This window comes from Mesorhizobium sp. M0771 (assembly GCF_040320155.1).
In the GTDB taxonomy this organism is placed as follows: Bacteria; Pseudomonadota; Alphaproteobacteria; order Rhizobiales; family Rhizobiaceae; genus Mesorhizobium.
Window position 1 is genome coordinate 320,771 of the sequence record NZ_JAMYPC010000006.1, and the last position, 16,073, is coordinate 336,843.

Sequence of the window (16,073 nt, forward strand, 5' to 3'; positions counted from 1 at the left end):
ATTACACCCGGTGTTGCTGCTGCAGCCAGACGGCGAATGCGATGATGCCGGCCTTGACGACGAGCGCAGCGGCGTCGGGTACGCCATTGGCGAGCAGCGTGTAGCGCACCAACTGGATGGTCAGTGCGCCCAGCAGGGTGCCGATGATTGTGGCCTTTCCGCCACTCAACAGCGTGCCGCCCACCGCGACCGCCGCGATGGCGTCGAGTTCCATGCCCAGCCCCACGAGATTGGCGTCGCTGGAGGAGTTGATCGCAATGACGACGAGACCGGCTAGCCCCGCGCACAGGCCGCTGATCGCATAGACAGCGAGCTTGATCCTCGATACGGCGATGCCGGCGAGTTCAGAGGCCTTTTCATTGCCGCCGACCGCCAGGATGCTTCGCCCGAACACCGTGCGGTGAAGGGCCCAAGCGGCCACCGCAACCAGCACGGCCATGATGATGACCTGCGCGGGAATGCCGAGCGGGCGGGCAAGTCCGATCCACTGGAATTGCGGCACGCGGAAGGTCTGCAGATTGCCGTTGGTCATGACCTGCGCGATCCCGCGCCCGGCGATGAACAGCACGAGCGTTGCGACGATCGGTTGGATGCGGAAACGCGAGACCAACCAGCCGTTGAACAGCCCGAACAGGCCGGCGACGAGGATCGAGGCAATCATCGCGACGGCTACCGCCAGATAGATGTTTCCGACCGGGAAGATCGTGCCCATGAAGATCATCGGCGCCAATGCGCCGGAGATCGCCATCAGCGAACCAACCGACAGGTCGATGCCGCCGGTGGCGATCACCAGGGTCATCCCCACCGCGACGATCACAATCGTGCAGACCTGGGTCAGGTTGACGTTGAGTGTCTGCAGAGTCGCGAAATTGCGCGTATAGGCAAGGTTGAAGACCACCAGCAGCACAAGCGCGATCACCGTGCCGTAGCGCGCCAGGAAACCGAACACATCAAAGCGGCGGTTTCCAGCGTCGTTGGCTGCGGATGGTGTGGCCAGATCGCTCACGCTGCCTCCTTCGCCGCGCCACCATGCGCCATCGCCGCGAGCACGTCCTCCTCGTCGGCTGCCTGGCCTTCCAGTTCGGCCACCCTCACTCCTTCGCGCAGCACGAATATGCGGTCGGCTCCTTCCATCACTTCCTCGAGTTCCGAGGAGATCATCAGCACGCCGAGCCCGTCATCGGCAAGCTTGCGGATGAGGCGCTGGATCTCGGCCTTGGCCCCGACATCGATGCCGCGCGTCGGCTCATCGAGAATGAGCAGCTTCGGGTTCATTGCCAGCCAGCGGGCAAGCAGCACCTTTTGCTGGTTGCCGCCCGACAACTCGCGGACCTTCTGGTTAGGCCCCGAGCATTTGATGTCGAGTTCACGAATGAAGCGCTCGACGATCTCCTTCTGCCGGGCCTCGTTCAGGATGCCATTGCGGCTGATTTTCGGCAGCAGTGCCAGTGTTATGTTCTCCGCGACGGTCATTTCCGGCACGATGCCCTCGGCCTTGCGGTCCTCAGTGCAGAAGCCCATCCCCGCGGCGATGGCATCAGCGGCACGTGCGGGATGGTAGGACGCGCCCTCCATTGTCATCTCGCCTGCGCTCCGGCGGTCGGCGCCGAATACGAGGCGGGCTGTTTCGGTGCGGCCGGCGCCGAGCAAGCCGGCAAAGCCGGCGATCTCGCCGCGGCGCAGGTCGAAGCTCACGTCACGCACCAACTGGCCGGCTGCCAGCCTTTGCGCGGTAAACAGCACATCACCGATCCTCGACCGATCGCGTTCGCCGAACGCGGTCGCGTGGCCTTCGACGGCTGCGACGTCGCGGCCGAGCATGGCCGCGACCAGCTCCAGCTTGCCGATGTCGCTCATCGCCGCGCTTCGCACCGTGCGGCCGTCACGCATGATCGTGACCCGGTCGCAGACCTCGTACAACTCGTCGAGCTTGTGGCTGACGAACAGAACGGAGACGCCGTCGGCCTTGAGCTGACGGATAACGCTGAACAAGACCGAGACTTCACGCTCGTCCAGCGAGGAGGTCGGCTCATCCATGATCACGAGGCGGGCGGAAAAGCCGATGGCGCGGGCGATCGCCACCATCTGCTGCGTGGCGGTGTTGAAATCGCTGAGCGGGCGGCGCACGTCGATGCCGATCGAGAAGCGGCTGAGCAGGCGCTCGGCTTCCGCATGCATCGCGCTCCAGTCGAGCAGGCCGCGGCGGCGCTTCTCGCGTCCAAGGCAGATGTTCTCGGTCACCGAGCGCAGCGGTACGAGATTGATCTCCTGGTAGATGGTGCTGATGCCGCTGACCTGCGCCTGATGCGGAGACCCAACTTCGAACGGCTTCCGTTCGAACAGCACCTGCCCCGCATCCCGGCGGTAATAGCCGGTGAGCACCTTGATAAGTGTCGATTTGCCCGCACCGTTCTGGCCGATGAGTGCGTGGATCTCGCCCGGAAGAACCTGGAGCGAGGCATCGGCCAGGGCAGGGATGCCGGCAAAACGCTTCTGGATGTCACGCATGTCCAGGAGCAGCGCGGCTTGGTCCGGCTGAGCGGTCATCGTCAAACTCCCAAACCCTACCCGCCGAAGCGGGTAGGGCAACTGGAAAGAAAGTGGATATCAGAACGCAATATCGAAGTCTTTCTTCGCGTTCGTGGCGTCGAAGAAGGCATCCTCGTTCTTGATGAACGGCGGGATCTTCTTGCCGGCCGCATAGTCGGCCATCGTAGCGAAGGCCTTCGGCCCGAACAGCGGGCTGCAAGCGCAGATAGCGCCGATCTTGCCGTCAATGATCGCCTGGACGCCTTCCTTCTCGCCGTCGATCGACAAGATCAGCACATCCTTGCCCGGGGTCTTGCCGGCTGCTTCCAAAGCGGCGATGGCGCCCAGCGCCATCTCATCATTATGCGCGTAGATGATATCCGCATCAGGGTGCGCCTGAAGCAGCGTCTCGGCGACCTGCCGGCCCTTGTCGCGGGCGAAGTCGCCGGACTGCGACGCCAGGATGGTGAACTGCGAGTGCTTGGCGATGAAATCGTCGAAGCCTTTCTTGCGGTCGGTAGCGGCCGAGGCTCCGGTCGTGCCTTCCAGCTCGATGATCTTCGACTTGCCATTGGCGTTCTTGACCAGCCATTCGCCGACGCGGGTCGCCTCCTCGATGAAATCCGAACCGATGAAGCAGACATAATCCTCGCCCGGCTTGGCCATGGTGTGATCAACGTCGCGGTCGACCAGAAACACCGGTATGCCGGCATCGCGCGCGGCAAGAATGACCGGCACCAGGGGCTTGTCTTCGCGGGGCGGCAGGAAGATTGCGTCGACGCCCTGCGCGATCATCGAGTTCACGTCGGAGGCCTGCTTGGCCGACGAACCGGCGGCATCCGTGTAGACCAGCTGATGGCCAAGCTTGGCGGCTTCGTCCTGCATGCTCTTGGTCTCGGCAAGACGCCACGGATTGTTGCTTTCCGTCTGGGCGAAACCGACCTTGTACTTGTCCTTCTTGGCGAGCGGCGGGAGCGCCGCGAAGGCGCGTGAGCCGAGTGTCAGCGCGACCGCGCCGGCGGCGGAGCCAACCAGTAGTTTTCGACGGGTAATGATCATGCTCTTTCCTCCTTTATTGTCGCTTTCAGCGACTGTGTAATTTCCTCACGATATCGGCCCAGACGGCTTCGGCGATGACGCCGTCGGCAAGCTGGGTCAGGCGCTATGCCGCCTCCAAAATAAAGTCGGCGCAGCGGTCGCCCAGCATCATGGCGGGCGCCGCCGTATTGCCGGCATTGATGTTGGGGCAGGCCGACATGTCGGCAACCCGCAGATTGTCTATTCCGCGCACGCGCAGCGCCGCGTCCAGCACCGCCATCCGGTCGCTGTCCGAGCCCATCCGGCATGTCCCGGCCGGATGGTAGTTGGTCTTCACAAAGCGCTTGCAATGCTTTGTCATGGCTTCGTCGCTGAGATCATCCTGGCTTGGCACGGCAATGGCCTTGACCCGATCGGCGAGCGGCTTGGTCTGAAAAACCTGCAGGAAATAACGCTGGCCGGAGATCATTTCCCTCATGTCGTCGGGATGTTTAAGGAGGTTCGGCGAAACGATCGGCATGTCCTTCGGATCCGCCGAACGCAGCCTTACGAAGCCGCGCGACTTTGGCTTCACCACCACTGTCGTCACGGTAAGCCCATAGGTGTTCTCGACCAAGGTCAGGATATCGCGGTCCAGATAGACGTGCGGCACGCAGAAGGCCTGGATCGTCGGTTCGCCCTCGGGATCGGCCGGATTGACGAAGGCTCCGGCCTCCACCCCCGCTGACAGGATCGTGCCGGTGCCGAAGAGCTTGAAATGCAGGCCGTTCCTGATCATCCTCCAACCTTGGCCCTGCCTGAAATAGCCGTATGGGCCGTTTGCGGTGGCGATGATCGGCACCTCTGGATGGTCGATCAGGTTTTCGCCGACCCCGGGCAGGTCGGCGACGCAGGAAATGCCGTGCCCGGCAAGCGCCTCGGCGGGGCCGATGCCGGACAGCATGAGCAGTTTCGGCGAGACGAGGGCACCGGACGAGACGATCACGTCGGCATCCGCATGGACGGTATGCTCGGCGCCCGACGCATCCGAATAGACGACGCCGGTGACCCGACCGTTTTCGATCAGCAGCCGGCTGACTGTGCAATTGAGTTTCAGCGTCAGCTTGGGATCATTCGTCAGCGGCTCGATGAAGGCATAGGCGGCGCTGCTGCGCTTTCCCCGCCGGTTCATGAACTGGTAGAAGCCGACCCCGCGCTGCGACGGTCCGTTGAAGTCATGGTTGTACGGCAATCCAAGGCCTTGGACGGCCTGGACGAACCAACGGGAAACATCATCGATGTGGCCTGGATCCGAGACCAGCAGCGGACCTTCGCTGCCATGCAGTTCGCCGCCGAGGCGGTTGTTTCCCTCCATGCCGGTGAAATGCGGCAGCACCGCCTGCCAGTTCCAGCGCACGCCGGCATTGTTGCCGCGCAGCAGTTCGTCCCACTCCTCATAGTCGGCCGAGCGGCCTCGCATGTAGACCTGGGCGTTGACCGAGGTGCCGCCGCCCAGCACGTTGCCTTGCGAGATTTCATGGACGCGGCCGTCGAGATGGGCCTGCGGCTCGGTGCGGTGATAGCGCATGAATTTCGAGCCGTTGATCATCTTGAAGATGCCGGGCGGCATGTCGAGCAAGGGGTGATGATGGGAATGGCCGGCCTCCAGCAGCAGGGTTCGCCGTCCCGCTTTGACAAGCCTTGCCGTCGCGACGCAGCCGGCTGCTCCGCCGCCCACCACGATATGGTCGTAGGACTGCGTCATGCTTCCGGCGCCTCACGGCTTTCGAATGTACCGCGGACATACTCCCAGGCCGCCGAGAGGTGGTTGAGCAGCGCCCGCTCGGCGCCGTCAGGATCTCGCTCAATGATGGCCGTGCAGATTTCACGATGGCTGAGGAAATTCACGCGGTTGCGCTCGGGCGACCGCGGCATGCGCATCCAATGCGGCGACAGCCAGGCGGTAAATGCCTTGTGCACGACAGGCAGCACCGGGTTGCGCGCGATGTCATAGAGCGCTGCGTGGAACGCCACGTCCGTCGCATAGAATTTCTCGGAATCCGGGATGGCCGCCTCGTTCATCGCCAGCGCCGCCCTCAGGGCTGTGACGTCATCCTTGCGGGCATGGATGGCGGCGTTGCGCGCCAGCGACGCCTCGAGGAAGACGCGCATGTCGTAGAGGTTCTTCACGCCCGCCTGGTCGCTCAGCAGATGTCCTACAATGCCGTCGAGGGCGCCGAGCGCGGCATCCAGGCCAGGCCGGCGCGCCACGGGCCGGAACCGCGGACGCGCTTCCACCAGGCCGCGGCTGGCCAGGCGCGCAATCGCCTCACGCACAACGCCCCGGCCCACACCATACTCGATCATCAGTTCGCGCTCGGCCGGCAGGTAGCTGCCGTCGCCAAGCCTTCCGGACGTGATGTCGGCCTCTATGCCGGCCACCATCGCGTCGGCCGCGCGGGCGGCGAGAATAGCCGCGGGCATCTCAGGACGCTCTTCCGTATCCAGCAAGCCTTTTCCTCCCAGATGGTCCTGTTATTAGAAGGTAAATCGGACCAAAGCACAAGCGGATTGATGCTTTTGTAGGACCAAAAATGACGGATTGGCTTCAGAACCGCTGAAAGATCAGCCACATTGTTGCCAGTCAGCGCTGCCGGTGCAATTATGGTCTGATGAAAAAACCTGAATGGAGCGCAGCATGAGCCGCACCGAAATCAAGGAAGTCGAGACCCGGCTGTTTCGGGTCCCACTGCGTGAGGTGATGACCGATGCCAAGCACGGCGCGCACACGCATTTCGAGCTGGTCACCGTCACGCTGAGGCTTGCCGACGGCACCGAGGGCACAGGCTACACCTACACCGGCGGCAGGGGCGGCTATGCAATCAAGGCAATGATCGATCACGACCTCGCGCCGTTCCTCAAGGCTCGCGACACGACGCAGATCGACACGATTTACGACGGCATGCTCTGGCACATCCACTATGTCGGGCGCGGCGGCATCGCTTCTTTCGCGATTTCGGCGATCGACATCGCGTTGTGGGACCTCAAGGGCCGGCGTAGCGGCCTGCCGCTTTGGCAGATGGCGGGCGGGGCCGGGAAGAGCGCCAAGGCCTATCGCGGCGGCATCGACCTAAACTTTACCCTCGATCAGCTTTTGGCCAGCATCGATTCCTATCTCAATGGCGGCTTCACCGGGGTGAAGATCAAGGTCGGCAAGGACGACCTGGCCGAGGATGTGGCCCGGGTGAAGGCAGTTCGCGAGCGCATAGGACCTCATGTCACCTTTATGGTTGACGCTAACTACGCGCTCGACGTCCCGCGAGCGATCGAGGCAGCGAGAGCATTCGCCGCCTACGATCTGCTGTGGTTCGAGGAGCCCATCATACCCGACGACTATGAGAGTTACGCCAGCATTGCCAAGGCGACCGGAATGCCCCTGGCAATGGGAGAAAACCTGCATGTCATCGAGGAGTTCGAGCATGCCTTCGCTTGGTCGAATCTCAGCTACATCCAACCCGACGCCTCCAACTGCGGCGGGGTCACAGGCTGGCTGCGCGTGGCGGCGCTCTCACGCAAGGCTGGCATTCCGGTCTGCAGTCACGGGATGCAGGAACTTCATGTCAGTCTCGTTGCAGGTCAGACAAATGCCGGCTGGGTGGAGGCGCATAGTTTCGATATTGACCTTTACACCACCGAGCCGCTTAGGCTTCAGGATGGTTTGGCGATAGCACCCGACGAGCCTGGAGTGGGCGTTGTCTTCGACTGGCGCAAATTGGCGGATTTTCGCCAATAGCGCCCCCTGAACGGCGGCACGGCCGCATGCATTTTGTCCGGATCCTGATTCCTCGTTCCGGCAACGCGGAGAGCCCTTCGACAGGAAGACTTCGACCGTCTGAAGAACGAATTCGCCGCCGCCGCAGCCAGCGGGCATACCGCTTATCGGATGCCACACTTACATTTGTAATTGCAGCGACGCTTCACCGGCTTTAACTCACGCGATCATAGCAGCGACACGACAAATGCAGGCGGCCGCCCGAACACCGGCAGAAGCTGCAAGCATTGGGTGCGCCTGCAGGGAGGCGGCGATGGTTGCAACGCGTACGGACACTGCGCATGCGGTTATGGAGGACTTCATTCTATCGCGGCACCGCTCACTGGTCCGCGAAGTTGGATTTTACGAGGCTATGAGTCAAACCCGACAAGCGATCGCCGCATCGCGCGAGGTGCTGAGGCGCTTTCGCGAACGTCAGGGCGACGACACTGCTCGAGCAAAGAATGCAGACCGTGGTCCTGTCGCCGTGTCAGCCTTCGATGCCGACATCATACGCGCTGCATGCCGAGATCTGATCGCGGAGATGAACGTGCCCGAGTGTCAATGGCGCGAGCTGGCGCGAAGTCTGGTGCGCGAATTCGTGGCCTGCGAGCAGACCGAAGCCGGTTTGGTGGATTGGATCGTCCGCCGGCCAGCGATGACGGAGACGGACGAGGCCGGCTGACCGGAGCCAACTGGCGAGGCGGCGAATGAGCCAGAGTCGGTCGACCGCAATTAACGCGAGCAAACAGTCCTCCCGGCGACTTGTTGCGCGGGAACTGCGGTGATCCGAGGATCGGAAACTTTGGCGAGCGGCTTGGACACATCTGATCCTCCTCGTTTTTAGGCGTCCGGCCCCGTGTTCGTATTCGGAGACGAATGCGTCCAGCCGACTGTCTAAGGCAGACGGCGACGGCCATGTCGCGTTGCTCCCGGCCTTCGCACACAAAGAGCCCAAGCCGGATGCTAACTGGCTGCATTAGGCCAATGGGAACAATTTGCGCGGGCCGAGCTTGGGCTAGCGTCGTACAGAGGTGCAAGTATGCAAGATAATTTTGACCGAGCTTCATCCGTCGCCGAGGTTGCGGAATCATTCGTGAGATCCCGGAGGCCGTTCTCTGTCGTATCGACCCGGGATGCGGTCACGATTGTCAGGAAACAGGCAGCTTTTTGCGAGCATACGGATGGCGAGCTTGCGGAGTTGGTGGCGGCAATTGCGGTCAGGCATGGTCGATTGGTCGCGTTCGATCTTGATCTCGACGACACAGGCTTGGAGATCGGTCGCGCAGCATAGCCAACGCCTCACGCAATGAGATAGCCACCGTCAACCGGCAGAATTGCCCCAGTGATGAACCCCGCGAGCGGAGAACACAAGAACAAGGCGGGGCCGGTCAGGTCGCCCGGCGTACCCCAGCGACCCATCGGAGTGCGTTTCATCAATTCCGCGTTGCGAACTGGATCGGCCCGTGGCGCGGCGGTCATGGCGGTCTCGATCCAGCCAGGCGCCAATGCGTTTACGCGGATGCCATCCCCGGCATAGGCGATGGCGAGCGACTTGGTAAGTTGCACGATGGCGCCCTTGGATGCGGCGTAAGCCGGGGCATGAGCCGCGCCGAAAAACGCGAACATCGAGGCGATGTTGACGATGGCGCCCCCGTTCGAGAGTGCCCCTCGGAACGCGCTCGCACTCCGCATGGAGCCGGTGAGATTGATATCGACCACCGTTTCGAAACCCTGGACAGTGAATTCGGCGGCGCGCAGGTTTACCCCTGCGCAATTTACGAGCGCTGCAACGGATGTGAACTGACTGGAATATCCTTCGACCGCAGTCATGTCCCGGACGTCGAGTACTGAATACGAGACGGCGGTGCCGTATGCACGAGCGGCCGCTACCTCGGCGGCCGTGGCCCCCGTCGCGTGGACGATTGCCCCGGCCTCGGCGAACGCCATGGCGATGCCGTTTCCGATGCCTGTCGTGCCTCCGGTAATGACGACGGTCTTGCCCGCGAAGAAGGGAATGGCCCATATGGAATCGGTCACCAAGATCTCCTCGTTTCGCCTCTGTGGCGGAGCGCGAACTTACCGCAGCGGAAGACAAACGGGCGGATGTCTACCGCACGAATTGATCGACGAAATCGTCCCCGAGACCCACGCTCGCATAGTGGCTTCTGCACATGTCGATCTTGGTGAAAACGTCCTCGAAACCAATCTGCTTGTTATCCTTGTCCAGGTAAACCATGCAGCCGGAGATGTTGAAGAAGGTGATCATCTCGGGCACGTCGCTTGGGACCGTGAGCGTGTGGATTTCACCGGGCGGCTCGAAAACGTAAGATCCGGTCTCTGCCACCCAGTCGTGTTCAAGGTAGTGCCAACGCCCCTTGATCACATAGCCATGCACGGGGGCCGGATGCAGATGACGGCTTAATATCCCGGCCCGGCGTACGCGGAGCAGATTGCACCACTGCCCTTGCATTGTGTTGAGCATAAGTGGTCGGAACCACACGCCCTTAGCCTGTGGGACCCAGACACGCTCGTCTTCGGGGACGGCAGCGATCGCGATCTCTTTCGGTGCCAGGGGATGGGCGGAGCCGTTGAAGGATTGATACATCGGAACCTCTGTCGCCAATTCATTGGAGTCCATATCAGCGCGATCCTAACAACTGGGCCGAGTTCTGCCGAGGCGCAATCGGGCGCCCACGCATTGGGAAAGTTGTCGGCGCGCGCCCGCCCGCTGCCGCGGCCGCAAGCTGGGAAGGGGTTCGGGACGGACCGTTGGGCGTCGAAGACGATCCTTGGGTTCATTCTTGCCTCAATCATGCGGCTATCCGGGAGTGCACCGGGCTGGTCCTGGTCTGGAAGCCCCGGTTTCGGACTTCCAAGGCCAGCAAGGCGAGTTCGACCTCGTCCAATCGCGACGGGCGTGCATTTTCCGGCATGCCTTCGGCGGTGGCCAGGTCGATCAGATACTCGTTCCAGGCCCAGTTCTTGAGCACGGCGCGTTTCTCGTCGGGTGCGAGCACCGGGTCGTCCACGACCTCCATCGGAGAGGCGTAGAATGTCTCGGGCTCCGAAAGCGCCGTCTGTATGTGCGCTGCCTGTGCACCGGCGCCATAGCCGTGACTTGCCTGGAGCCAAGCCAACTGCAGCCGCTGCCAAACCAGGTCGGAAAAGGCCTGTTTCTCCTCCGATACATGCTGTCTCCTGATCTTGGCCGGGGAAGCAGGAGGTGCCGCCTGCACCACGTAATTGAGGCCGTGACGCTCGGCATAACGGATCGCCGCTTCCAGCGTCGGAAAGTTCAGTTCAACCTGGGTCAGGGTGTCCCCGCCGCCCGTGTAGCCCATCAGCGGCTCGATGAACGGGGCTGTGCGGCGTTCGAAGACCAATCGCCAGTCCCTGTGGGGCTTTGCCGAGGTCATGGCCGAGCGGCAGGGCTGGTAGATCCGCGCCGTTGCGCCCTCCGGAAACACTGACCGTCCCATTGACAAAGCCGGCCCGTCTAGACGAGGCCGCTTGTCATTGTCCGGCCGGACGGACGTCTTGGTTAGGTTTCTGTTGTCGCTGCTTTGAACTGTCTCCATTGCTTGTCCCTCCCGTTATGAAGGGTCGCACGGGCAGCGGCCGTAAGGGCCGCCACCCATACTGCATGCGTCAGTTCTTCCCGTTGATTGCGATCCGCTTGGCCTTCGCCTGTGCCCGCTCGGTCTTGGGCAACGTCACGGTCAGCACCCCGTTCTTGAAGGCGGCGTTGACCTTGTCTTCTTCAACCTCGTAACCGAGCGGAATGAGGCGCTCGAAGCGACCGTAGAAGCGCTCGGAGAACTGCCGGTCCTTGTCCTCGGTCTCGGAACGCTTCTCGCCTTTAAGCTTGAGCGCCCCATTTTCCAGCAGGACTTCTATGTCGCTCTCGTCCAGGCCAGGTATTTCCGCCGTGACGCGGACTTCCTTGTCCGTGTCGGAGATTTCGACACTCGGCCAACTGGCGGCGAAAGAGGGACCGAAGGCCGGCAGTCTGGCGCCAAAGCTGCGGAAGGCGTCATCGAACAGCCGGTTTACCTCCCGGTGGAGGGAGACGAAGGGGTCTCGATCTCCGTCGGGGAAGAGACTGGGCGCCGAGTTTCCGTTGCCCCGGCCCCATGGGATCAAGTCACGTACGCTCATTGTCTTTCTCCTTTTGTAGGTCTCTGAGTCGGGCGGGACGCCCGGCTCAAGCGAAAGCCTTCATGGTGGATTGCTCAGGCGGCCAGCTTGTCGGTCTCGACCTTGGGCGCCTCGATCTTCGGCATGGGAGCCCCGCTGGAGATTTCGATCTTGCGCGGTTTCATCTCCTCGGGAACCTCGCGCTTGAGATCGATGCTCAGCAGCCCGTTCTCAAGGCTGGCGCCCTCGACTTTGACATGATCGGCCAGTTCGAACCGACGCTCGAAAGCGCGCCCGTTGATGCCGCGGTACAGATACCGGCCGTTCTCATCGCCGGATTGCGACCCGCTCACAACCAGCATGTTGGGCTGGTGGGTGACGGTCAGCTGGTCCTGCGAGAAACCGGCGACCGCCATCGTGATGCGATACTGATCATCATCAACCTTGGCGATATCGTAGGGCGGCCAGTTGTCGAACGAGGCCACACGGCTCGCACTTTCAAGCATGTCGACCATGCGGTCGAAGCCGATGCTGGACCGGTATAGAGGGGTAAAATCGAGGTTTGTCTTCATAGCCACATTCTCCTTTGAGCAACATGGACAACAGAAGGCGCCAAGAGCCTTGCCGCCTCCTGGTGTTGCCGGCCCCATTAGGCTGCCGGCGACCATCAATTTAGAATCGCGACTTGCACCTTCAAGAGCAAGAATAGGAAAATTTTCATCGGCAATCTGGGGGAACGCACCGATGCCACACCCATCCCGCCGGCGGGGTCACTCGCCGACGGGTCCATGGTGCAAGACAACTACGTCGCCCTTAAATCCGATCGACGAATGGTACGAACGCGGCCACTGCCGCGCTGTCACTGCAGTCAGGACCGGCACGCTCATCCGATTGATCCAACTGTTGCAACGCATCCATGATCGTGTCGAAGCTGACCGGTTCACCCGCTCCCGGCAGCATGCGAAGCGCTGGCACGGATTCTACGGCGCAGGCATCCGATGCCCATGACTAAAGAATGGCGCGCTTCTCCTGAGCGTCCAGGGCAACGTCGGCCAAAACGTCGTGGGGATGTTTGAAATGCCGCGCCGGATGCAGCAAGCGGTCCAGAAAAACGTCGGGGGCCACGGGTTCAATTGATGCAAAATAGGTCGAAATGGGTCCTTCCATGGATGGTCCTCCGCTTCAGACAATCTCATGCGTGTTTGGCGGCTCTCGCCAGCGGCTGTCGCGATCACGACCAGGCAGATCATCCAGGAACGACGCTCAACGACTTTCCCTAGGTGATGTCGATACCGAGACTCATCGTCCGGCACCCTGGGCGGCTCGATCACGACCGAAGCGAACGAGCCGTTCGATCGAGGGTGGCGATGCTGCACTTCCCCAGATGTTCGGAGCATAGCGAGGGCTGCGGCCTTGGAGCGGCGAGGGGACTTGCCTACATCGCACATGTCGTCGATATGGAGGTCGATGAGTTCGCCGAAGGCTTCAGGCGCGCTAACAGGGCTTTGTCGGCGTCTCACTGCGATCGACTTGGTGTCGGTGCCCCGGCGCCGCGCAACGTCGCGTTGCAGGGAGGTCTCGCTGACGCAGCGTGTGCGGCAGGTTCTAAGGTTCTGATGTTAAACAGATGCTGAAAAATCAAGAGCATAGACTGGCCATTGCACCGATGATGGATGGGGAAGATAGATTAACAAAATCAGATGTTTATGAGGGTTCGTGTGCAAATACTGCACACGCAAGTTCCGCTTCTCATCTTTTTTCGTTCCTACGAGGGAGCTGCCGAAAGGCCTTTTCGGACCCTCTTTTGCCGACGATACTATCCGCTCCAATGCGAATAAGCATCAGTGGAGGCAGACCACAAACCCTGGCCGACGTTGAAGTCAAAACTTCCGGGGCGGCCTTCTTCTTGTCGGGGTCGATCACCGGCAGTGGCGCAGTCGGCTCATGGAGCGGGGGCGACAGCCCAATTCATGACGAGATTGCTTTGACCAACGATCGGCCTGTTGCGACCGACGCATGGTCGATACCCACAACAGAGAACGATGCGACCAGAGATTTCACAGTCACCCTGTCCGGCTCTATCATCAAGGCCGTGGGCATCTCGTTCCAGTAAGGATCAGCCGGCGATTCGCCATTCCAAGGCCAAGCTAAGGGCACCTAGTGGGCCATATCGCGCAGAGGCTTCTTGCGCTTCGGCGGCACATAGGCCTGCACCAGCCTGACCTTGTCGATGTCGACCGTGACCGGCGGTCCAGTATAATTGTCACCTTGCCGCCTTCCTCGTCGACATAGGTGACGTTGCCGACGAGTTCGATCTGCTGCCCTCGCTTCACCTTCGTCGTGCGATCGAGGATCGAAGGGGGAAGTTGTAGCTGGGTATGCTGACGCTGACGTGGTCCTCGTCGACCCGCCTGCGCACTGTGGCCGTTATCGCCACCTCGTCGCCGATGCCTATTCCCCGAGCCATGACAGGATTCTGGAGCGGACAGCTTTTTAGTCGAGATGTAGCTAATATACGGCGCAGCCCTTGGCGGACTGACGGGCGCCACGGCCGAATCTGCCTATTTCCCAGCCGGCCAGGCCTGCGTAGGCTGACTACCAAGTTATATACGCTCATGCTAATATGAGGGCACCACACCTTATGAAGTAGGCAAAGGTGGAGCATGGTCAACGAGTCGGTGACAACCTACGTTGTGAGCGTGTTTGAAGCGCCGAACTGGCGCACGGTGCTTACGACCAACGACAAGGCTAAAGCCTTGGCCTGGGCGAGAGAGATCGGCGAAAACGTGCAGGTCGAGGAGATCACGCCGGAGCCAAAGGGTGCTAGCGCTGAGTAAAACGGCTGGTTGCTGCTGGGCGGCTGGCCGGAAGGACCGTTATCCTGCCGGAATTGATCAAGCGCGACCGTGACGAGTGCTGCCTTGCCTTGCAGGCGGCTCACGTCGCGTTTGCCAAGACAGGGGAGCCGGATTTGCAAATTGCCACGCCTAGGCCGATACCGAGGCCGAGGAACAGCTTACCTGCCGCATCGATGGCGAAGGCGCGAGCAGGGCGCCACACGTCCTGGCTAGGCTCTCTGAGGGCGCTGGCGATAGATCGAAGATCGCTTCCATGACCAGATTCTAGATCCAAATCGCGAATATGTGCGGCGGGTTTCTCGCAACAAAAACGGGCGCTACTTCTTCGTGATCCAATCCAGCAAGCCGGCTTCGATCTGCTCACACCCGACAAATTCGCGTACCAAGCATTCAGCAACAACGCGCCACTGACACTCGGGCACGTCTGCATCCCTGACTAGGTTTTGAAATGCGGAGCGGAGAACGTCGGCATCGAACCCCGATATGCGCATCGGCGCGAGATCGTCCTCGTCTTCGAGCACCTGGGCCATATCTTCGCGGTAGCGTTGGCGAAGGCGCTTGAGCAGTTCGCGCGACTCTTGGATGGCTTGCCGGGTGTGGTCCATGTGGCTGCGGAACGCAGCTGTTCCGGTCATCGACCGGCTCTGCAACTGAAAGCTGGTTTCCATCACCGCACGTGCGGTTTCTAAGTGCTTTATTAGATCCATCGCGGCCTCCCTTCCGGCGAAGGGAGTTATTTACTCTCTTTTTAGCGAAGGAGGTTCAAAGGTACGGTTTCGTACAGGGGAGGCCCCGGCCTAATCAGCCAACATTGAGCGTGGTCGGCGCTGTCGGGGGCAACGTTACAGTTGGGTGACGTGACGGTGCCGACCACACTGGAGAGTGGCATTAACCACACCCCGATCCTACCCGCAGAATGACAGCGCAGCAATTAAGCCTGATGGTCTAATCCGCGCTGCAACCATAACCCGATTTAAACTCGGTCCCTTCCCGAGTGCCCGTATGAGTTTGAGCTGTGAAGCACCTGCGCGCGAGGAGGACCTCCGCCACGCCTCACTGCAGGACTTCCGCGAGGAGAACTAGCCCGGAGGCTTCTCCCGCGGCTGTGCCGGTCCTGTCATGTTCGGCTGGATGAATGGCGCCCTCTTGCCGGTAATGGTCTCAATCGACTTCAACAGCGGTCGATGGACCTCACGTAGAGCTTGGTAGTGCTCGCTGTGATACGCCAGGAGCGGCCCGACGATGCTCTTGTGCAGCGCTTCGGCTGCCGCGATGAAGCGCTCGATTTCAGCCCGGGAAAGCTGTTCGGAAGGTTTGGTTCTGGCCATTGGCGATCTCCGCTTGAGGGGGTCGCCGCAACGAGGACTACAATCCTACATGCCGGACTGCCTCACAATAGGGCTCGCTGGCCTACTCGAGGGAAGCGATAGGACCAGCGTCAGCATGATCCTCATTGCCCCCGTCCGCAAGCGGCCACCGAAGACCCTATTCCTCAGCCCATCTGGTCTCGGCAAAATGACGCGCGAAGCTCCCCTGGAGCCTTGCGGAACTTGGGCAGATACCCTCTCTAGTTGTTTGATCCCAGGCTTTGATGGCGCATACTTTTCGTCCGAATCAAAGGTAGTGTGCTGAGAGTTCTGCAAATTCGCTGAGAGGGGGCGGTCATGGCAGGCTGGTGATTGTTCACGTCACCTGATTCCCGCGAAGGAACGCCACCA

Annotated in this window: 15 protein-coding genes and 1 pseudogene; 3 read left to right on the plus strand and 13 right to left on the minus strand. The window is 61.2% G+C overall.

From position 1 onward, the window contains the following. Position 1 precedes the first annotated feature (1 nt). The 5 genes from NKI05_RS12675 to NKI05_RS12695 all read right to left on the minus strand — a co-directional run bounded on the left by NKI05_RS12675 (position 2) and on the right by NKI05_RS12695 (position 6,057). Entirely contained in the window at positions 2–1,006 is a 1,005-nt protein-coding gene (locus NKI05_RS12675) for an ABC transporter permease (RefSeq protein ID WP_023693472.1), read from the minus strand. After that, positions 1,003–2,547, minus strand: a complete 1,545-nt coding sequence (locus NKI05_RS12680) for a sugar ABC transporter ATP-binding protein (RefSeq protein WP_023693473.1) — start codon at positions 2,545–2,547, stop codon at positions 1,003–1,005. Before NKI05_RS12680 ends, NKI05_RS12675 begins: the two co-directional genes overlap by 4 nt. 60 nt (positions 2,548–2,607) lie before the next feature. Next, positions 2,608–3,588 (minus strand): ABC transporter substrate-binding protein, encoded by a 981-nt coding sequence (locus tag NKI05_RS12685; RefSeq protein WP_023672664.1) that lies wholly within the window; start codon positions 3,586–3,588, stop codon positions 2,608–2,610. Between the two features lie 103 nt (positions 3,589–3,691). After that, entirely contained in the window at positions 3,692–5,311 is a 1,620-nt protein-coding gene (locus NKI05_RS12690) for a GMC family oxidoreductase (protein ID WP_352792407.1), read from the minus strand. Next, complete coding sequence (locus NKI05_RS12695; RefSeq protein WP_023682469.1) at positions 5,308–6,057, minus strand: FCD domain-containing protein; 750 nt, start codon at positions 6,055–6,057, stop codon at positions 5,308–5,310. Before NKI05_RS12695 ends, NKI05_RS12690 begins: the two co-directional genes overlap by 4 nt. A 187-nt stretch (positions 6,058–6,244) precedes the next feature. Here NKI05_RS12695 and NKI05_RS12700 point away from each other — a divergent pair, with 187 nt between their 5' ends. Both NKI05_RS12700 and NKI05_RS12705 read left to right on the plus strand, forming a co-directional pair. Next, on the plus strand, positions 6,245–7,339 hold the full coding sequence (locus NKI05_RS12700; protein WP_352792408.1) for a mandelate racemase/muconate lactonizing enzyme family protein: 1,095 nt from the start codon (positions 6,245–6,247) through the stop codon (positions 7,337–7,339). A gap of 292 nt (positions 7,340–7,631) precedes the next feature. Beyond that, entirely contained in the window at positions 7,632–8,042 is a 411-nt protein-coding gene (locus NKI05_RS12705) for a hypothetical protein (protein ID WP_023736597.1), read from the plus strand. A 617-nt stretch (positions 8,043–8,659) separates the two neighbouring features. Here the strand turns inward: NKI05_RS12705 and NKI05_RS12710 are convergent. The 6 genes and pseudogenes from NKI05_RS12710 to NKI05_RS12735 all read right to left on the minus strand — a co-directional run bounded on the left by NKI05_RS12710 (position 8,660) and on the right by NKI05_RS12735 (position 12,664). Then, positions 8,660–9,397 (minus strand): SDR family oxidoreductase, encoded by a 738-nt coding sequence (locus NKI05_RS12710; RefSeq protein ID WP_031249332.1) that lies wholly within the window; start codon positions 9,395–9,397, stop codon positions 8,660–8,662. 70 nt (positions 9,398–9,467) lie between these two features. Next, entirely contained in the window at positions 9,468–9,965 is a 498-nt protein-coding gene (locus NKI05_RS12715) for a 2,4'-dihydroxyacetophenone dioxygenase family protein (protein ID WP_023752250.1), read from the minus strand. Positions 9,966–10,170: 205 nt separating this feature from the next. Then, the gene (locus NKI05_RS12720) at positions 10,171–10,938 is read right to left on the minus strand and encodes an NADH dehydrogenase ubiquinone Fe-S protein 4 (protein ID WP_352792409.1); all 768 of its coding nucleotides are present in this window, start codon (positions 10,936–10,938) and stop codon (positions 10,171–10,173) included. A 70-nt stretch (positions 10,939–11,008) separates the two neighbouring features. Continuing rightward, on the minus strand, positions 11,009–11,518 hold the full coding sequence (locus tag NKI05_RS12725; protein ID WP_023696160.1) for an Hsp20/alpha crystallin family protein: 510 nt from the start codon (positions 11,516–11,518) through the stop codon (positions 11,009–11,011). 74 nt (positions 11,519–11,592) lie between these two features. Continuing rightward, on the minus strand, positions 11,593–12,069 hold the full coding sequence (locus NKI05_RS12730; protein WP_023743380.1) for an Hsp20 family protein: 477 nt from the start codon (positions 12,067–12,069) through the stop codon (positions 11,593–11,595). Positions 12,070–12,310: 241 nt separating this feature from the next. Continuing rightward, positions 12,311–12,664 (minus strand): annotated as a pseudogene (locus tag NKI05_RS12735) (hypothetical protein). Positions 12,665–14,160: 1,496 nt separating this feature from the next. Between NKI05_RS12735 and NKI05_RS12740 the strand changes: the two are divergent. Beyond that, on the plus strand, positions 14,161–14,334 hold the full coding sequence (locus NKI05_RS12740; protein WP_023672650.1) for a hypothetical protein: 174 nt from the start codon (positions 14,161–14,163) through the stop codon (positions 14,332–14,334). A 338-nt stretch (positions 14,335–14,672) separates the two neighbouring features. Here the strand turns inward: NKI05_RS12740 and NKI05_RS12745 are convergent, their stop codons facing one another. Together NKI05_RS12745 and NKI05_RS12750 are read right to left on the minus strand one after the other, a co-directional pair. After that, positions 14,673–15,062, minus strand: coding sequence for a hypothetical protein (locus NKI05_RS12745; protein WP_023702883.1), 390 nt, complete (start codon positions 15,060–15,062; stop codon positions 14,673–14,675). A 372-nt stretch (positions 15,063–15,434) separates the two neighbouring features. Further along, positions 15,435–15,683 carry a hypothetical protein gene (locus NKI05_RS12750; protein WP_023672647.1) on the minus strand — a complete coding sequence of 83 codons (249 nt, stop codon included), beginning with the start codon at positions 15,681–15,683 and terminating at the stop codon, positions 15,435–15,437. Positions 15,684–16,073 lie beyond the last annotated feature (390 nt).

Excerpts from the sequence above, each read along its gene's own strand:
- NKI05_RS12740 (WP_023672650.1), top strand. The coding sequence starts at position 14,161 with ATGGTCAACGAGTCGGTGACAACCTACGTTGTGAGCGTGTTTGAAGCG.
- NKI05_RS12725 (WP_023696160.1), bottom strand. The coding sequence starts at position 11,518 with ATGAGCGTACGTGACTTGATCCCATGGGGCCGGGGCAACGGAAACTCG.
- NKI05_RS12690 (WP_352792407.1), bottom strand. The coding sequence starts at position 5,311 with ATGACGCAGTCCTACGACCATATCGTGGTGGGCGGCGGAGCAGCCGGC.
- NKI05_RS12680 (WP_023693473.1), bottom strand. The coding sequence starts at position 2,547 with ATGACCGCTCAGCCGGACCAAGCCGCGCTGCTCCTGGACATGCGTGAC.
- NKI05_RS12745 (WP_023702883.1), bottom strand. The coding sequence starts at position 15,062 with ATGGATCTAATAAAGCACTTAGAAACCGCACGTGCGGTGATGGAAACC.
- NKI05_RS12700 (WP_352792408.1), top strand. The coding sequence starts at position 6,245 with ATGAGCCGCACCGAAATCAAGGAAGTCGAGACCCGGCTGTTTCGGGTC.
- NKI05_RS12730 (WP_023743380.1), bottom strand. The coding sequence starts at position 12,069 with ATGAAGACAAACCTCGATTTTACCCCTCTATACCGGTCCAGCATCGGC.
- NKI05_RS12705 (WP_023736597.1), top strand. The coding sequence starts at position 7,632 with ATGGTTGCAACGCGTACGGACACTGCGCATGCGGTTATGGAGGACTTC.
- NKI05_RS12720 (WP_352792409.1), bottom strand. The coding sequence starts at position 10,938 with ATGGAGACAGTTCAAAGCAGCGACAACAGAAACCTAACCAAGACGTCC.
- NKI05_RS12685 (WP_023672664.1), bottom strand. The coding sequence starts at position 3,588 with ATGATCATTACCCGTCGAAAACTACTGGTTGGCTCCGCCGCCGGCGCG.
- NKI05_RS12715 (WP_023752250.1), bottom strand. The coding sequence starts at position 9,965 with ATGTATCAATCCTTCAACGGCTCCGCCCATCCCCTGGCACCGAAAGAG.
- NKI05_RS12750 (WP_023672647.1), bottom strand. The coding sequence starts at position 15,683 with ATGGCCAGAACCAAACCTTCCGAACAGCTTTCCCGGGCTGAAATCGAG.